At 65.5% G+C, this 14,039-nt stretch carries 14 protein-coding genes; 9 read left to right on the top strand and 5 right to left on the bottom strand.

Annotated features, from left to right (window positions below; translation table 11 throughout):
- The first annotated feature begins 147 nt into the window (after positions 1-147).
- The 3 genes from IQ16_RS17005 (at position 148) to IQ16_RS47300 (ending at position 3,141) form a co-directional block, all read left to right on the top strand.
- The gene (locus IQ16_RS17005; RefSeq protein ID WP_018642323.1) at positions 148-1,467 is read left to right on the top strand and encodes an MFS transporter; all 1,320 of its coding nucleotides are present in this window, start codon (positions 148-150) and stop codon (positions 1,465-1,467) included.
- An 88-nt stretch (positions 1,468-1,555) separates the two neighbouring features.
- Entirely contained in the window at positions 1,556-2,809 is a 1,254-nt protein-coding gene (locus tag IQ16_RS17000) for a hypothetical protein (RefSeq protein WP_035666061.1), read from the top strand.
- 197 nt (positions 2,810-3,006) lie between these two features.
- Entirely contained in the window at positions 3,007-3,141 is a 135-nt protein-coding gene (locus IQ16_RS47300) for a hypothetical protein (protein WP_283812182.1), read from the top strand.
- Positions 3,142-3,235: 94 nt separating this feature from the next.
- Here IQ16_RS47300 and IQ16_RS45140 read toward each other — a convergent pair whose 3' ends face one another.
- Together IQ16_RS45140 and IQ16_RS16995 are read right to left on the bottom strand one after the other, a co-directional pair.
- Complete coding sequence (locus IQ16_RS45140) at positions 3,236-3,406, bottom strand: hypothetical protein (RefSeq protein ID WP_018642326.1); 171 nt, start codon at positions 3,404-3,406, stop codon at positions 3,236-3,238.
- Between the two features lie 52 nt (positions 3,407-3,458).
- On the bottom strand, positions 3,459-3,863 hold the full coding sequence (locus tag IQ16_RS16995; protein ID WP_035666063.1) for a response regulator: 405 nt from the start codon (positions 3,861-3,863) through the stop codon (positions 3,459-3,461).
- Positions 3,864-3,946: 83 nt separating this feature from the next.
- Here IQ16_RS16995 and IQ16_RS16990 point away from each other — a divergent pair, with 83 nt between their 5' ends.
- The 5 genes from IQ16_RS16990 (at position 3,947) to IQ16_RS16970 (ending at position 9,890) form a co-directional block, all read left to right on the top strand.
- Entirely contained in the window at positions 3,947-4,951 is a 1,005-nt protein-coding gene (locus IQ16_RS16990; RefSeq protein WP_018642328.1) for a chemotaxis protein CheB, read from the top strand.
- Between the two features lie 9 nt (positions 4,952-4,960).
- On the top strand, positions 4,961-5,239 hold the full coding sequence (locus tag IQ16_RS16985; protein WP_018642329.1) for a hypothetical protein: 279 nt from the start codon (positions 4,961-4,963) through the stop codon (positions 5,237-5,239).
- Positions 5,240-5,404: 165 nt separating this feature from the next.
- Positions 5,405-8,575 (top strand): CheR family methyltransferase, encoded by a 3,171-nt coding sequence (locus IQ16_RS16980; RefSeq protein ID WP_145831626.1) that lies wholly within the window; start codon positions 5,405-5,407, stop codon positions 8,573-8,575.
- Positions 8,572-9,321: a Crp/Fnr family transcriptional regulator gene (locus tag IQ16_RS16975; protein WP_018642331.1), complete on the top strand. Its 750-nt coding sequence runs from the start codon at positions 8,572-8,574 to the stop codon at positions 9,319-9,321. Before IQ16_RS16980 ends, IQ16_RS16975 begins: the two co-directional genes overlap by 4 nt.
- Positions 9,322-9,641: 320 nt before the next feature.
- The gene (locus IQ16_RS16970) at positions 9,642-9,890 is read left to right on the top strand and encodes a DUF6894 family protein (RefSeq protein ID WP_018642333.1); all 249 of its coding nucleotides are present in this window, start codon (positions 9,642-9,644) and stop codon (positions 9,888-9,890) included.
- A 52-nt stretch (positions 9,891-9,942) separates the two neighbouring features.
- On the opposite strand, the gene IQ16_RS16965 is transcribed toward IQ16_RS16970, so the two are convergent.
- Positions 9,943-10,716 (bottom strand): helix-turn-helix transcriptional regulator, encoded by a 774-nt coding sequence (locus IQ16_RS16965; RefSeq protein ID WP_018642334.1) that lies wholly within the window; start codon positions 10,714-10,716, stop codon positions 9,943-9,945.
- A gap of 108 nt (positions 10,717-10,824) precedes the next feature.
- Here IQ16_RS16965 and IQ16_RS16960 point away from each other — a divergent pair, with 108 nt between their 5' ends.
- Complete coding sequence (locus IQ16_RS16960; RefSeq protein WP_026311889.1) at positions 10,825-11,904, top strand: quinone oxidoreductase family protein; 1,080 nt, start codon at positions 10,825-10,827, stop codon at positions 11,902-11,904.
- A 129-nt stretch (positions 11,905-12,033) separates the two neighbouring features.
- Here the strand turns inward: IQ16_RS16960 and IQ16_RS16955 are convergent, their stop codons facing one another.
- The gene (locus IQ16_RS16955) at positions 12,034-12,738 is read right to left on the bottom strand and encodes an ABC transporter ATP-binding protein (protein ID WP_018642336.1); all 705 of its coding nucleotides are present in this window, start codon (positions 12,736-12,738) and stop codon (positions 12,034-12,036) included.
- A 7-nt stretch (positions 12,739-12,745) separates the two neighbouring features.
- The gene (locus IQ16_RS16950; protein WP_018642337.1) at positions 12,746-14,026 is read right to left on the bottom strand and encodes a lipoprotein-releasing ABC transporter permease subunit; all 1,281 of its coding nucleotides are present in this window, start codon (positions 14,024-14,026) and stop codon (positions 12,746-12,748) included.
- Positions 14,027-14,039 lie beyond the last annotated feature (13 nt).

The following is a 14,039-nucleotide window of genomic DNA, read 5'->3' as shown; positions in this document are numbered from 1 at the left end:
AAATCGGGACGCTGATATGCGACCTGCCTTGCGCTGCGCCTTACGTGTTGACGCAGACAGATCCGGGTTTAAGTACGACGGACAAATCTTGCAGGGATGGCGACGTTCGCTGGGTTGGTTCCCGTTGACGCCAGCAATGCAGGACTCATGACGATCTCGCCTCTCGCGACCTCGCCCCGCGCCAATTCGGCCGCGGCCGCTCATCCCCCTCGCCTCGCCATCGTCCTGATCTCGCTCGCGATGGGCGGCTTTGCGATCGGGACCACCGAATTCGCCTCGATGAGCCTGCTGCCGTTCTTCGCCGCCGATCTCCACATCGACGAGCCGACCGCAGGGCACGCGATCAGCGCCTACGCACTCGGCGTCGTGTTGGGCGCACCGCTGATCGCGGTGCTGGGTGCGCGCTTCGCCCGGCGCACGCAACTGCTCGTGCTGATGGCCGTGTTCGCGCTCGGCAACGCGCTCACTGCTCTTGCACCCGGCTTCGGCTGGATGATCGCGGCACGCTTCCTCTCGGGGCTGCCACATGGCGCCTATTTCGGTATCGCCGCGCTGGTTGCGGCTTCGCTGGTTCCGCAACAGCGCCGCTCGCAGGCGATCGGCCAGGTCATGCTCGGCTTGACCTGTGCCACGATCATCGGCGTGCCCCTCGCCAACCTGATTGGGCAGTCGGTCGGCTGGCGGGCGAGTTTTGGTCTCGTGTCGGTGCTGGCGCTGCTCACGGTGCTGCTGTGCGCGCTGTTCGCGCCGCGCGACCAGGCGGGCCGGTCGGATCCACTGCGGGAGCTCGGCGCCCTCAGAAGCGGCCGCGTCTGGATCACGCTGGCGATCGGCGCCATCGGCTTTGGCGGCATGTTTGCCGTCTACACCTATCTTGCGACAACGCTGATCGAGGTCACCAAGGTCAGCCCCGCGACCATTCCGTTCTTCCTGGCATTATTCGGCATCGGCGCCACGCTCGGCAATCTGTTCGTGCCGCGCTTTGCCGACCGCGCGCTGATGCCAACGGCGGGCATCATCCTGCTGTTTGCTGCGGTCGCACTCCTGGTGTTTCCGCTCGCCGCCGGCAATCCCTGGCTGCTGGCGATAGACATCTTCGCGATCGGCGCCAGCGTCTCGCTCGGCGCCATCCTCCAGACGCGGCTGATGGACGTCGCCGGCGACGCGCAGGCGCTCGCGGCCGCGCTGAACCATTCGGCCTTCAACACCGCCAATGCGCTCGGCCCGTTCCTGGGTGGCCTTGCCATCCGCGAAGGGCTGGGCTGGACCTCCACCGGTCCCGTCGGCGCCGCACTCGCGCTTCTCGGTTTGCTGATCTGGGCCATCGCCCGGCGCGATGCCGGCTCTGCTCCGGTCGAGGTCGCCTCGCGAGGCGACGCTGCTCCGCTCGCGCCGTCGCTGGCGCCGGATCACCGAAGCCGTTCGGCGGTTCACAGGGATCTGCCCGCCGGGACGTCAGCAAAATAAACGCGAATTCGAGCGCCACCGCAAGTTGTGAAAGCGCCAAGCGTCGTATAGCGTCGATATCGGTTTGCACCGCATAGTCGATCATTTCATGCTCGCCCGTATTCTGCTTGCCGTCGCCGCCCTGTCGCTTCCCGGCGCATTGCGCGCTGAAACGCCGTCGGAGAAAGCCGGATTTGCGCCCAGGCTGACGATCTATCTGGCCAAGGGGGCGCCCGATGCGTGCGGGCCGGGCTGCGACCGCTGGATCGCCATCGAGGGCGAGATCGATGGGGACGCGGCCCCGCGCATTCGCCGCTTCCTCGCCGCGGTCAAGGACACGCAGCGGCCGATCTACCTTTATTCGCCCGGCGGGAACGTGGAGCAGTCCTACGCGATCGGGCGGCTGCTGCGCAGCCGCAAGGCGATCGCCCGGGTCGGCCGCACCATCGTGACGGCATGCGCGGCGGACACGCAGGTGGACGCCGCCTGCCTGAAGGTGAAGAACGCAAGCGGCGAGGTCGAGGCGGAGCTCACCACCCGCAAGGCCATGTGCAACTCGGCCTGCGGTTACCTGTTCATCGGGGCGACCTCCCGCGAGGTGGCGCCCGACGCGGCGCTGGCGGTCCATAATTCCAGGCTGGTCCTGCGCTTTCGTGGGGATCCGCCTCCACAGATCGTTGCCGAGGCGAGGCAGCGCCGAATGGCGAGCGCCGATCGCGATCGCACTGCGTTCATCACCTCGATGGGCATCAGCCGCGAGCTCGACGCGCTCATCCGGACCGTGAAGTTCGAGAACCTGCACGTGCTGACGCGCGCCGAGCTCTATCGTTTCGGGATCGACACGCGACCGCTCGCCGAGACGGCGTGGAAGCTGGAGAAGGACGCGCGGCCATACGTCCGCAAGATCGCCGTGATGAAGAAGGAGAACGACTCGTCGTTCCGGACCATGGAGTGGCGCCTGTCGTGCGAAAACAAGGCGCGCGTGCCGCTGTGGTTCGCGGCCGAAATCGACGAGGCGTCGACCGGCAAGAGCACGATCCTGATCACGGCGGACGCCGTCACGGACAAGGAGGCCGGAGGGTCACCGCTGCGATCCGGCAGGTACGAGGTCTGGCGCGGCAGCATCGACGCCGACATGGTCAAGGCGATCCTGGCCTCCCGCTCCCTCCATGTCCGCGAAACCACGACGATGCCCGACGACAAGACGGACATGACGAAATTCGACGTCGACCTCACGGGTCTCGCGCCGGCCTGGACGCAGCTCAAATCATCCTGCGCCTTGTCGGCGCTCAACCCGATCAGCCCCTGGCCGGCCACGGTGCCGGGCGTCAGCGCAACACCTCCGGCTGCGGCAGCGCCGTAAGCGCAGCCCAGCCTGGAGGCCAAGCCGGCCCATCGCTCAGAAAGCGGCCGGCGATTCACATAGCCTAATGCGCACCGCGCGGAACAACGTCAAAATCGTGTCCGGGATGAGGGCAACACGATGACGATGGATCGGGTCGAACGGGCTTTCATCGCGACAGCGATGCTGGGTTTCCTGGTGATGCTGGGAGCGATCATATGGATGATGGTGGCTTGACGGATTCCTCGTTGCGCCAGGCCATCTCGCAAGGCTTATTGCAAGCCTTGCCTTATCTCGGGATCGCCCTTTGCCTTGCCGTGGCTATGTGGCTGACCTGGAGCCGCCTGCTCTAAGCATGATCCGGAAAAGTGCGAAGCGGTTTTCCGATAGGATCATGCTCAAACAACAACCTGAAGCGCGATGAGGCTTCATCAATCTCATTGCGCTTCAGACCGGATCGCCCTCCCCGCGAACCGGCTCGACCGCAACCAGTCCATCCCGGACACGCTGCGCCCTTGCGATGTGATCGCTGTCGCGCAGTATCTTGAGGGCATCGCGAACCAGTTCGCGCGAAAAGGACAGGAGCTGCGCATCGCCCGCGCGGGGGGTGTAGATCATTCGAACCTCACTTGGATCAAGAGCGGGCAGCGCAACGGCGCGACGCTGCGCTTCAAGTCTTCGGCTTCTCGATCAACCCGGCCAGGCCGCGGACCATCGCTGCGATGTCGATCGGTTTTTCCCACAACACCACATCGTGAAATTGCGGAGCGATGCTGACCTTGTCGTAGCCGGTCGTGAACACGAACGGCACGTGGCACGCCCTGAGCTCCTGTGCAATCGGGAAAACCATTTCGCTGCGAATGTTCACGTCGAGCACTGCGCCGTCGAGGATACCACCGCCATTGATGATCGGGAGCGCATCGTCGAGCTCGCCGACGGGACCGGCAATTTCCGCGCCCGCCGACCGCAGCGCACGGCTGATGTCGTCGGCCAGGAAATACTCATCCTCGACCACGAGGATGCGACGTCCCGACAAGGGGGCGTGCCTGCGCGACAAGGTTGGCGATACCGCCATGTTTCCTCCAGTCCCCGCGAATAGATAGGAACATAGGCCTCAAGGCCGCCTTGGTGCAAACGAAGCATTGAATGGCGGGTTCCATGAGCAACCGCGACATCATTGTCATCGGCGGTTCCGCAGGAGCCACGGCCCCGCTGAAACGGATTCTGGCGGATTTGCACCCGGATGTTCCGGCAGCCGTTTTTATCGTGCTCCACCTTCCTGCGCAGGGCATCGGCATCCTGGCCACCGTCGCCGCTGCTGCCAGCAGGCTCCCGGTGCATCAGGCCATCGACGGCATGAAGTTCGAGCGGGGCCACGTCTATCTCGGCGCCCCCGACCATCATTTGCTGCTGTCAGGCGATCGTATTCGCCTCGGGCGCGGCCCGCGCGAGAACATGGTGAGGCCCGCAATCGACGCGCTGTTCCGCTCGGCCGCCCTGCATCACGGCCCGCGCGTGATCGGGGTGGTGCTGAGTGGACTGCTTTCGGACGGCGCCGCCGGCCTGAGCGCGATCAAGCGCTGCGGCGGAATGACGATCGTGCAGGACCCGTCGGAGGCGATCGCGGTGGAGATGCCGCAGCGCGCGCTGGAGGCAGCCACCGCCGACCTCTGCGTTCCCGCCGCGCGGCTCGGCGACGTCCTCTCCGATCTTGCCCGGGAACCGCCGGGCGCCGCACGCCCGATCGCTCCGGATATCCGCCTGGAGGTGGAGATCGCCGCGGGTGAAAGAATTGGCTCCGCGATCCTGGCAAACATCGCCGATCCGGCGGCGCTGACCTGCCCCAGTTGCGGCGGAGTTCTCTCTTCTGTGAAAGAAGCGCGTCCCATGAGGTTTCGCTGTCAGGTCGGCCACGCCTACACTGCCGATGCCCTCGCCAAGGAGCAGGAAGGGCAAGTCGACGAAGCCCTGCGCGTCGCGCTCCGGATCATCGAGGAGCGGGCCGAACTGGTGCAGCGCATGGCCGCAGATGGCCGTCGCAGCGGCAGGCCGGCAGTGACCGAAATGTACGAGCGGCGTGCGGCCGAATACCGCGAATATGCCGACATGATCCGGCGCGTCGTGCTACAATCGCTTGATCCTTCCCTCCCGCGAGGGAAGTGAAAGGCCGATATGGCAGTATCCCTTGCAGAGCGCACGCAGCAACTCCGCGACGAGCGGCGCCTTCTGAAGAAGGCCGACCTCGACATCGAGGAAGGCTGGCAGCGCATCCACAGGCAGGAGGATCGGGTGCGGGATCTGCAAGCCAGCGGATATGACTCCCAGCAGGCGGAACGGCTGGTCGACCTGCTCAAGCAGACCCTGGTGGAATGGGAACGGCACCGCACCCTCATCATTCAGAGGGTGAGTTACCTCCAGCAGGAGGTCGATCCGGTGCCGCCGATCACTTAGCGCCGGCAACGGTCCTCGTCGCCATGCCGAGGCCCACGCTTCGTTGGATCCGCGCGCGGCCAAGGTCGAACGTTTCCCGCTTTTAGCTGTTGGGATGATGTCGATTTCTGCTATTTGCAGAGACTGGAATCCGTCGGCCCCAGGGCAATTAGAGTAGCGGCAACCATGGACGAAGTCGACACGACGGCGGAGGAGCCGGAGCCTCAGGCCAAGGCGCCGCTGGTCATTGGCGTCGGGGCGTCGGCCGGCGCAATCAACAGAATCGAGCGGTTCTTCGCCAAGCTGACATTGGCCGACGACCAGGCGATCGTCCTCGTCCTCCAGAATGCTGAGGCGCTCGACGAGGCGCGGCTCCGCAGCATCGTCCAGCGCGCCGACGGCGCGCGTCTTGCCGACATCCGCGATGCGATGGTGGTCGAAGGGGGCGCGATCTATCTCAGCCCCGCGGCCATGATCACCACGATCCAGGACGGGCGTTTTGCGGTGCGCAAGGCCGAACAGGGCCCGGGCGAGCGGGCCACCATCGACAGCTTCCTGGTGTCGCTGGCCGAGGAGCGTGCCGAGCAGTCCATCGGCGTTCTCTTGAACGGGACCGGCGGCGACGGCACACTCGGCGCGGCCACGCTGAAGGACCATGGCGGGCTCGCGATTGCGGAAAGACTGGCCGGCGACGAGCAGTCCGACCATCTGGTCGACAGCAACAGGCCGGCGGCGATCGCAGACTATGTCCTGCCGCCCGAGGACATCCCGGACCACATCCAGATCTATGCCCGGCATCTGCGGCGGCTAGAGGAGAAGCAGGGCTTCGACGAGGTCCTGGCCGCGGCGGCAACCTCGCTGTCGCGCATCGCCGACATCCTGCGCAACAAGACCGGCAACGATTTCCACGGCTACAAGCAGAACACCTTCCTGCGCCGCGTGCAGCGGCGCATGCAGGTCGTGCAGCTCGAGGAGATCACCTCCTATGTCGACTTCCTGCGCAACGACAAGGACGAGGCCCATCATCTCTTCAACGACCTCCTGATCGGCGTCACCGAGTTCTTCCGCGACAAGCGCGAGTTCGAGGTGCTCGAGACGCAGATCATCCCGAAGATCTTCGAGGGCAAGGGAAGCGGCCAGCAGGTCCGCGTCTGGGTGCTGGGTTGCGCCACCGGCGAGGAGGCCTATTCGATCGCCATCCTGCTGCGCGAGCACATGGCCACGCTCGATTCCGCGCCGCAGGTGCAGATCTTCGCGACCGACATCGACGGCCGGGCGCTCGCGGCCGCCCGCGTCGGGCGCTACCGCACCAATATCGAGCAGGACATGTCTCCCGAGCGCCTGGCGCGCTGGTTCGTGCGCGAGGGCGACACCTATTGCGTGGTGAAGGAATTGCGGGAGATGTGCATCTTCTCGCAGCACAACGTGATCAAGGATGCCCCGTTCTCCAAGCTCGATCTCGTCTCCTGCCGCAACCTGCTGATCTATCTCAACGCGGAGCTTCAGAACCGGGTTATCCCGCTGTTCCATTTCGCGCTGCTGCCCGAGCGCTTCCTGTTCCTCGGCAACTCCGAGAACGTGACGCGGCACTCCAAGCTGTTTGCGCCGGTCGATCGTCGCGCCCGCATCTTCAGGAAGCTCGATACCGGCACGCGGCTTCCGCCGGAATTTCCGATCGCGACCGTGGCGGGGCGTGCGCCGGTCGAGGTACCGCCGGTCCGCTCGTTCGGGCCGGACGTGGGCCTCGAGCGCCGCGCCCAGCGCATCGCCGAGCGCTATGCGCCCGCTTACGTGATTACGGACGACAATTTCCAGATCCTGCACTTCTCCGGCCGCACCGGACGCTACATCGAGCCGACCGCCGGTGCGGCCTCGCTCGATCTGCTCCAGCTGGTGCATCGCGATCTCAGGCTGGAGCTGCGCACCGCCCTCTCCCGCGCCTCGGAGACCAACGAATCCGCCCATGCCGAGCAGGTTCAGCTCGGCGTCAACGGCCATCGTGTTCTCGTCGACATCACCGTCGAGCCGATCCAGGATGGCGCGGGCGGCCATCGCAACTTCATCGTCCTGTTCAAGGACGGACCGGCGCGGGCCGCCGACGTCCCCGAGAACAATCCCGGCGCATTGGTGCGGACCGAGCATGTCGAACGTCTCGAAGGCGAATTGCGGGCGACCCGCGAACGTCTCCAGGCAACGATCGAAGAGCTCGAAAGCACCAACGAAGAGCTGAAGTCCTCGAACGAGGAATATCAATCGCTCAATGAAGAGCTGCAGTCTGCCAACGAGGAGCTGGAGACCTCGCGCGAGGAGCTGCAATCGGTCAACGAGGAATTGACCACCGTCAATGGCGAGCTGGCGCACCGGGTTCAGGAGCTGACCCGCGCCACCAGCGACCTCAAGAATTTCCTCGAAAGCACGCAGATCGCGACCGTCTTCCTCGACAACGATCTCCGCGTCATGAACTTCACCCCCGCGATCACGCACATCCTTCATCTGGTCGAAACCGATGTCGGCCGCCCGATTGCCCACATCAAGGCACGCATTCCGATCGAGGAGCTCTACGACGACGTGCGCCGCGTGCTGCGCACGCTTGCCAGCGCCGAACGCGAACTGACCGCGCCCGACAGCGGCACGCGCTACATCGTCCGCATCCTGCCCTATCGCAGCATCGACAATTTCATCGCCGGCGTCGTGGTCACCTTCATCGACGTCACCGCGGTCACCCGCGCAGAGGAGCGGCAGCGCCTCCTCCTCGCCGAGCTTCAGCACCGCGTTCGCAATACGCTCGGCGTGGTGCGGTCGATCGCGCGCCGCTCCGCGGAGACGAGCTCCACGGTCGACGAATATGCCGCCCATCTCGACGGGCGCCTCAACGCCTTCGCGCGCACCCAGGCGCTGGTGACGCGGGATCCGGAGGGCGGCGTCGATCTCGAATATCTGGTGATCGAGGAGCTGCTGGCCTATAATGCCCACGAGGGCGAGCAGGTTCGCGCCTCCGGGCCGGCGGTTCGTTTCAAGCCGAAGGCGGCAGAGACCTTTGCGCTCGCAATCCACGAGCTTGCGACCAATGCGCTCAAATACGGCGCGTTGAGTCAGCCGGGCGGTCGGCTCGAAATCTCGTGGCGTATCGACGGGGCGGTCGAGCTCCCGCAACTGCTGTTCGAATGGCGTGAGCGCGGCGGTCCGGCCGTGACGTCACCACCGCGCAAGGGTTTTGGCACCGAGCTTCTGGAGCGCACCCTTGCGTTCGAGTTGAAGGGGCAGACGACCATGTCGTTCAACGCATCCGGCCTCATGTGCCTGATCGCGATCCCTTTGACCAGGCGCACCTTCCATACGCCGTCGCCGGAGGGATGATGCGAGCTCACGGGACCGAGGGCGGTGTGGCGCAGGCGGTCTTTCGCCGCTTCAACGCCTTGCGCCCGCTGCCTGACGAGGACGCCGCTGCGCTGGAGCATGCCATTCTCGAAGGTCTGCTGCGGGCCGGGCCAGGCGAGGACTTGATCACCGAAGGCGATCCCGTCGACAGCGTCCGCATCGTGCTCTCAGGTTGGCTGTTCCGTCACAAGACGCTGGAGGACGGGCGTCGGCAGATCGTCAATTTCATCCTGCCGGGCGAGACCTGCGACGCCCATGCCTATCTCCTGTCCACCCTGGATCATTCGATCACGACGGCGACGCCGGTCGCCTATGCCGAGATCAAGCGCGCGCGCTTCGAACAGCTGATGGCGGCTCACCACGCGCTGGCCGAAGCCTTCATGTGCGAGACGCTGCTGAACAACGCGATCCAGCGTGAATGGATCGTCAACCTCGGCCGGCGGTCGGCCTTCGAGCGCGTGGCCCATCTTTTCTGCGAAATCTTCGAACGGCTGCGACCCGTGGGCCTGATCGACGGCAATTCCTGCTCGCTTCCGGTGACCCAGACCGATCTGGCCGACGCGACTGGCCTGTCGGTGGTTCATGCCAACCGCACGATCCAGGAATTGCGCGCGTCCGGCCTGATCGTCCTGAAGGACCGGACCCTGACGATCGGAGATCTCGAAGCGCTCAAGAATGCGGCGATGTACTCGCCGGGCTATCTTCGGCTCTATCGGGCGAAGTGAACGCGGCCGACGACTTCAATCTGGCGGCTTCAAGGTGGCCGCCATGTTTCCGACAGCAGCACTGCCTGACCTATTGGAATTTCGTACAGCCCGCATTGGCTCTGATAGGAACGAGTTTGCCGCCCATTAGCTTATGTTAAAGCGGACGTATCGGGGGAGGCAGATGCGAAGCGCCGACGCCTTCGGGGGAACAGTGCCGCTCATTGACGACGGAGCGCTCGATCCGTTCGCCAAGGACACATGCTCGCGGCTTGTCGCCGAGTAGCAGACATCGGCCATCGTGGCGCGACCGCTGGGGAACGAGGCATTGGAGATCTGAGATGGCACGTTATTATTTCGATCTTCGGGATGAAGATGAGTTGGCGCCCGACGAGGAAGGCCTCGAGCTTTCCGGCCTTCGCGCAGCCCAGGTCGAGGCCGCCAGATCATTGGTCGATATGGCGAGAGAGGCGGCCTGCACGTCCGCTCCCGTGAATGGCACGCACCGCATGGCGATCGAGGTCCGCGACGCCGGCGGCCCTGTGATGCAGGTCAAGTTCACTTTCGAGGTCGAGACGCTGAAGCATTGAGGCGGCCCTGGGCGCCGCCGCTGCCGGCGCTCGACCTCCGTGTCTTCGCGCCTCACACCGGCGTGTAGATCACCAGCTTCAGCGCAGGATCGTCGTTGGCCTGGAAACTCGTGTGCTCGAAATGCAGCACGCCCTTTGTCGGATGGGTCATGGTCTTACGACCCGACAGGGTGCCGTGCACCTCGTGCGCGCCCCACCATTTGACGAATTCGGGGCTGCCATCGCGCAGCCGCGCCAGCAATTCCGCGAAGGCGGGATCGCCGGCCCAGACGTCGTGGGTGGCGCGAAACATCGCGACCATGCGCTTGGCCACATCGGCCCAGCCCGCGCCGTAGGATTTCCGCGTGCGCTTGCTGGTCATCATCAAGAGCAGCGTGTTGCGATCCTCCTCGGGCAGCCGGCCAAATGCGAAGACCTCCTCGGCGGCATCGTTCCAGGCCAGCACGTCCCAGCGCCGCCCGGTGATGTAGGCCGGATGCGGCAGGCTCTCGACCAGGCGCCGTATGGGCGGCGGCACCACCTCGCGGGTAAACGTGCCCCTCGCGCCGTCGCGCGCCAGCGCTTTGAGGTGCGTATGCTCGGTCTTTGAGAGGCGCAGCGCGCGGGCCAGCGCGTCGATCGTGGTGACCGAGGGGCTGACGGTGCGGCCCTGCTCGAGGCGGATGTACCAGTCGACGCCAATGCCGGCGAGCTGGGCGACCTCCTCACGGCGCAGGCCCGCTGTGCGCCGCCGCCGGCCGGCCGGCAGCCCGACGGTCTTCGGTGACAGCTTTTCACGGCGGGATCTCAGGAAGTCGCCGAATTCGACGCGGCGTGGATCGGCCATGGTGACAGTCCTCGATGGAGGGTCTTGGAAATACTAGGATAATACCAGGCCTTCCTGTCGCTTCAAGGGCGACGCATATCCAACTCACCCGTCCCCGAGGTGAACATCATGAAAGCTGCCGTGCTCAAATCCTTCGGCTCGCCGCTGGCGATCGAGACTGCCCCCGACCCGGTGCTCGGTACCGGCGAGGTCATCGTCGACGTCGTCGCCACGCGTGTGCTGTCCTACATGAACGAGGTCTTCAGCGGGGAGCGCAACTACGCGCTCGATCTACCGATCATCCCGGGCCCCGGCGGCATCGGCCGCGTGCGCGCAATCGGCCCGGATGCAACGAAACTGGCAGTCGGCGACTGGGTGTTCTGCGACCCGACGGTGCGCTCGCGCGACGACGCCGTGGCACCCGATATCGCCCTGCAGGGGCTCACGGCCGCCGGCCCCGGCGGCATGCGCCTGCAACAGCATTTTCGTCACGGCTCGTTCGCCGAGCAGATGCGCCTGCCGACCGAGAACGTCAAACGCCTCGGCGCGATCACGTCGGAGGACGCCACGCGGTGGTGCGCGCTGGGCACGCTGCTGGTGCCCTACGGCGGCTTTCTCGCCGCCAACCTGCAAGCAGGCGAGACCGTGCTTGTGAGCGGGGCCACCGGCAACTTCGGCAGCGCGGCGGTGTCGGTTGCACTGGCAATGGGGGCGGCCTGCGTGGTGACGGCGGGACGCAACGAAAAGATCCTCGCCGACCTCGTCCGCCGTTTCGGCAGCCGTGTGAAGCCGGTCAAGCTCAGCGGTCACGAGGACGACGACCGCGAAGCGATGAAACGCGCCGCGCCCGGGCCGATCGACTGCGTGTTCGACATCATGCCGCCCTCGGTGAGCCCGACCGTCGTGCGCGCGGCGGTCATGACGGTGCGCGCCTACGGGCGCGTCGTGCTGATGGGCGGCGTCGGCATGGCCGGCGGCGCAGGGCTCGAGCTGCCCTACCCCTGGATCATGCGCAACTGCATCAGCATCCACGGCGTCTGGATGTATCCGCCCGATGCGGCGGCCCGCCTGATCGCGCTGGTGCGCTCGGGCCTGCTGCGGCTGGAGGAATATGAGACGACGGCCTTCGACCTCGACCATGCCAACGAGGCCGTGGCGCATGCCGCGGCCAATGGCGGGCCGTTCAAATTGACGGTGATCAGGCCCTAAAACAGCCACCTGCCCGGCGATGCGCGGTCAGCGCCGTTTTGCCCGACACATCAAGCGCCTGGCGGGCGTCGGGCCGGCGCTGGCTGAAACAAGCCGGCTACTGTGCATGGGGTTGTTTTCGCAGTTTTTTTATTCGAGCTCGACCACCTGGCCGTTCGACAGCGAGACCCGCCGGTCCATGCGGCCGGCGAGCTCCATGTTGTGGGTCGCGATCAGCATGGAAACGTGGGTCGCCTTGACCAGCTGCATCAGGGCCTGGAAGACGTGATCGGCCGTGTGCGGATCGAGGTTGCCGGTCGGCTCGTCCGCGAACAGCACGCGCGGCGCATTGGCCACCGCGCGCGCGATGGCGACGCGCTGCTGCTCGCCGCCCGACAGCTCCGCAGGGCGATGGGTGATGCGGTCGCCGAGGCCGAGATAGCCCAAAATCTCCTTGGCGCGCTTGACGCTCTCGGACTTCTTCAGGCCGCGGATCATCTGCGGCATCATCACGTTCTCCAGCGCCGAGAACTCCGGCAACAGCCGGTGCGACTGGTAGACGAAGCCGATGTCGGTGCGGCGCAGCTGGGTGCGCTCGATGTCGGGCAGTTGCGAGGTCGGCGCGCCGTTGACATAGACCTCGCCGGAATCCGGCGCTTCGAGCAGCCCGGCAATGTGGAGCAGCGTCGACTTGCCCGAGCCCGACGGCGCCACCAGCGCCACCGACTGCCCGGCCCACAGCGCGAGCTTGGCGCCGTCCAAAATCGTCAGCGGCACCTCACCCTGCAAGTACTGCCGCTTTATCTCGTGGAGATAAATGACCGGTACATCGTCCGCCCCCTGCTGCTGCTCCATCAGCCCCTCACTCGTACCGGAGCGCTTCGACGGGGTCGAGGCGCGCGGCGCGCCAGGACGGGTACAGCGTCGCCAGGAACGACAGCGTCAGCGCCATGATGACGACTGCCGTAGTCTCGCCGATGTCGATTTCGGCGGGCAGCTTCGACAGGAAGTAGAGCTCCGGCGAGAACAGCTCGGTGCTGGTCAGCCAGGACAGGAATTGCCGGATGGACTCGATGTTGAGGCAGATCACGAGGCCGACGACGAATCCGACCAGCGTGCCGACCACGCCGATCGAGGCGCCGGTGATCAGGAAGATCCGCATGATCGATCCCTGCGAGGCGCCCATGGTGCGCAGGATCGCGATGTCGCTGCCCTTGTCCTTCACCAGCATGATCAGGCCGGAGACGATGTTGAGCGCTGCGACCAGCACGATCATGGTCAGGATCAGGAACATCACGTTGCGCTCGACCTGGAGCGCGTTGAAGAAGGTCGAGTTGCGCTGCCGCCAGTCGACCAGGAACACCGGCCGTCCCGCAGCCTCCGTCACCGCCTGGCGGAAGGCAACGATCTGATCGGGATTGGTGGTGAACACCTCGATCGAGGTGACATCGTTGCTGCGGTTGAAATAGGCCTGCGCCTCCGCCAGCGGCATGAACACGAAGCCGAGATCGTATTCGGACATGCCGATCTCGAACACGGCCACGATCTTGTACGGTTTTATGCGCGGCGTCGTGCCCATCGGCGTCACCGCGCCCTTGGGCGCCACCAGCGTGATGCTGTCGCCGGCATGCAGCGACAGCTGGTCGGCGAGGCGCCGGCCGATCGCGACGCCCTGCCCCTCGTCAAAACCCTCGAGCGAGCCCTGCTTGATGTTCTTGGCGATCGAGGTGAGGTTGTTGAGATCGTCGGAGCGGATGCCGCGCACCAGGACGCCAGAGGCGTTCCACGGCGAGGACGCCAGCGCCTGGCCGTCCACCACGGGTGCGGCGAGCCGGATACCTTTGACCTGGCTGAGGCGGTCGGCGACGTCCTTCCAGTCGGTCAGCGGCGATTCCAGCGGCTGCACCAGGATGTGGCCGTTCAGCCCCAGGATCTTGTCGAGCAGTTCCTTGCGGAAGCCGTTCATGACGGCCATGACGATGATCAGCGTCGCCACGCCCAGCATGATGCCGAGGAACGAGAACCCGGCGATGACCGAGATGAATCCCTCCTTGCGGCGCGCCCGCAGGTAACGCGCCGACAGCATCCACTCGAAGGGCGCAAAAGGCGCGGTTTGCACGGTTTCAGTCATGGTCTCGTCCATCGCTCGATAATCC

Source organism: Bradyrhizobium huanghuaihaiense, assembly GCF_007830635.1.
Taxonomy (GTDB): Bacteria; Pseudomonadota; Alphaproteobacteria; order Rhizobiales; family Xanthobacteraceae; genus Bradyrhizobium; species Bradyrhizobium huanghuaihaiense.
The sequence above is the reverse complement of the archived record's forward strand: the minus strand, read 5'-3'. Positions and strand labels throughout refer to the sequence as shown.

Excerpts from the sequence above, each read along its gene's own strand:
- IQ16_RS45140 (WP_018642326.1), bottom strand. The coding sequence starts at position 3,406 with ATGATCTACACCCCCCGCGCGGGCGATGCGCAGCTCCTGTCCTTTTCG.
- IQ16_RS16950 (WP_018642337.1), bottom strand. The coding sequence starts at position 14,026 with ATGGACGAGACCATGACTGAAACCGTGCAAACCGCGCCTTTTGCGCCC.
- IQ16_RS16985 (WP_018642329.1), top strand. The coding sequence starts at position 4,961 with ATGGCAGTATCCCTTGCAGAGCGCACGCAGCAACTCCGCGACGAGCGG.
- IQ16_RS16965 (WP_018642334.1), bottom strand. The coding sequence starts at position 10,716 with ATGGCCGATCCACGCCGCGTCGAATTCGGCGACTTCCTGAGATCCCGC.
- IQ16_RS17000 (WP_035666061.1), top strand. The coding sequence starts at position 1,556 with ATGCTCGCCCGTATTCTGCTTGCCGTCGCCGCCCTGTCGCTTCCCGGC.
- IQ16_RS16960 (WP_026311889.1), top strand. The coding sequence starts at position 10,825 with ATGAAAGCTGCCGTGCTCAAATCCTTCGGCTCGCCGCTGGCGATCGAG.
- IQ16_RS47300 (WP_283812182.1), top strand. The coding sequence starts at position 3,007 with ATGGATGATGGTGGCTTGACGGATTCCTCGTTGCGCCAGGCCATCTCG.
- IQ16_RS16975 (WP_018642331.1), top strand. The coding sequence starts at position 8,572 with ATGATGCGAGCTCACGGGACCGAGGGCGGTGTGGCGCAGGCGGTCTTT.
- IQ16_RS16990 (WP_018642328.1), top strand. The coding sequence starts at position 3,947 with ATGAGCAACCGCGACATCATTGTCATCGGCGGTTCCGCAGGAGCCACG.
- IQ16_RS16980 (WP_145831626.1), top strand. The coding sequence starts at position 5,405 with ATGGACGAAGTCGACACGACGGCGGAGGAGCCGGAGCCTCAGGCCAAG.
- IQ16_RS16955 (WP_018642336.1), bottom strand. The coding sequence starts at position 12,738 with ATGGAGCAGCAGCAGGGGGCGGACGATGTACCGGTCATTTATCTCCAC.
- IQ16_RS16995 (WP_035666063.1), bottom strand. The coding sequence starts at position 3,863 with ATGGCGGTATCGCCAACCTTGTCGCGCAGGCACGCCCCCTTGTCGGGA.
- IQ16_RS16970 (WP_018642333.1), top strand. The coding sequence starts at position 9,642 with ATGGCACGTTATTATTTCGATCTTCGGGATGAAGATGAGTTGGCGCCC.
- IQ16_RS17005 (WP_018642323.1), top strand. The coding sequence starts at position 148 with ATGACGATCTCGCCTCTCGCGACCTCGCCCCGCGCCAATTCGGCCGCG.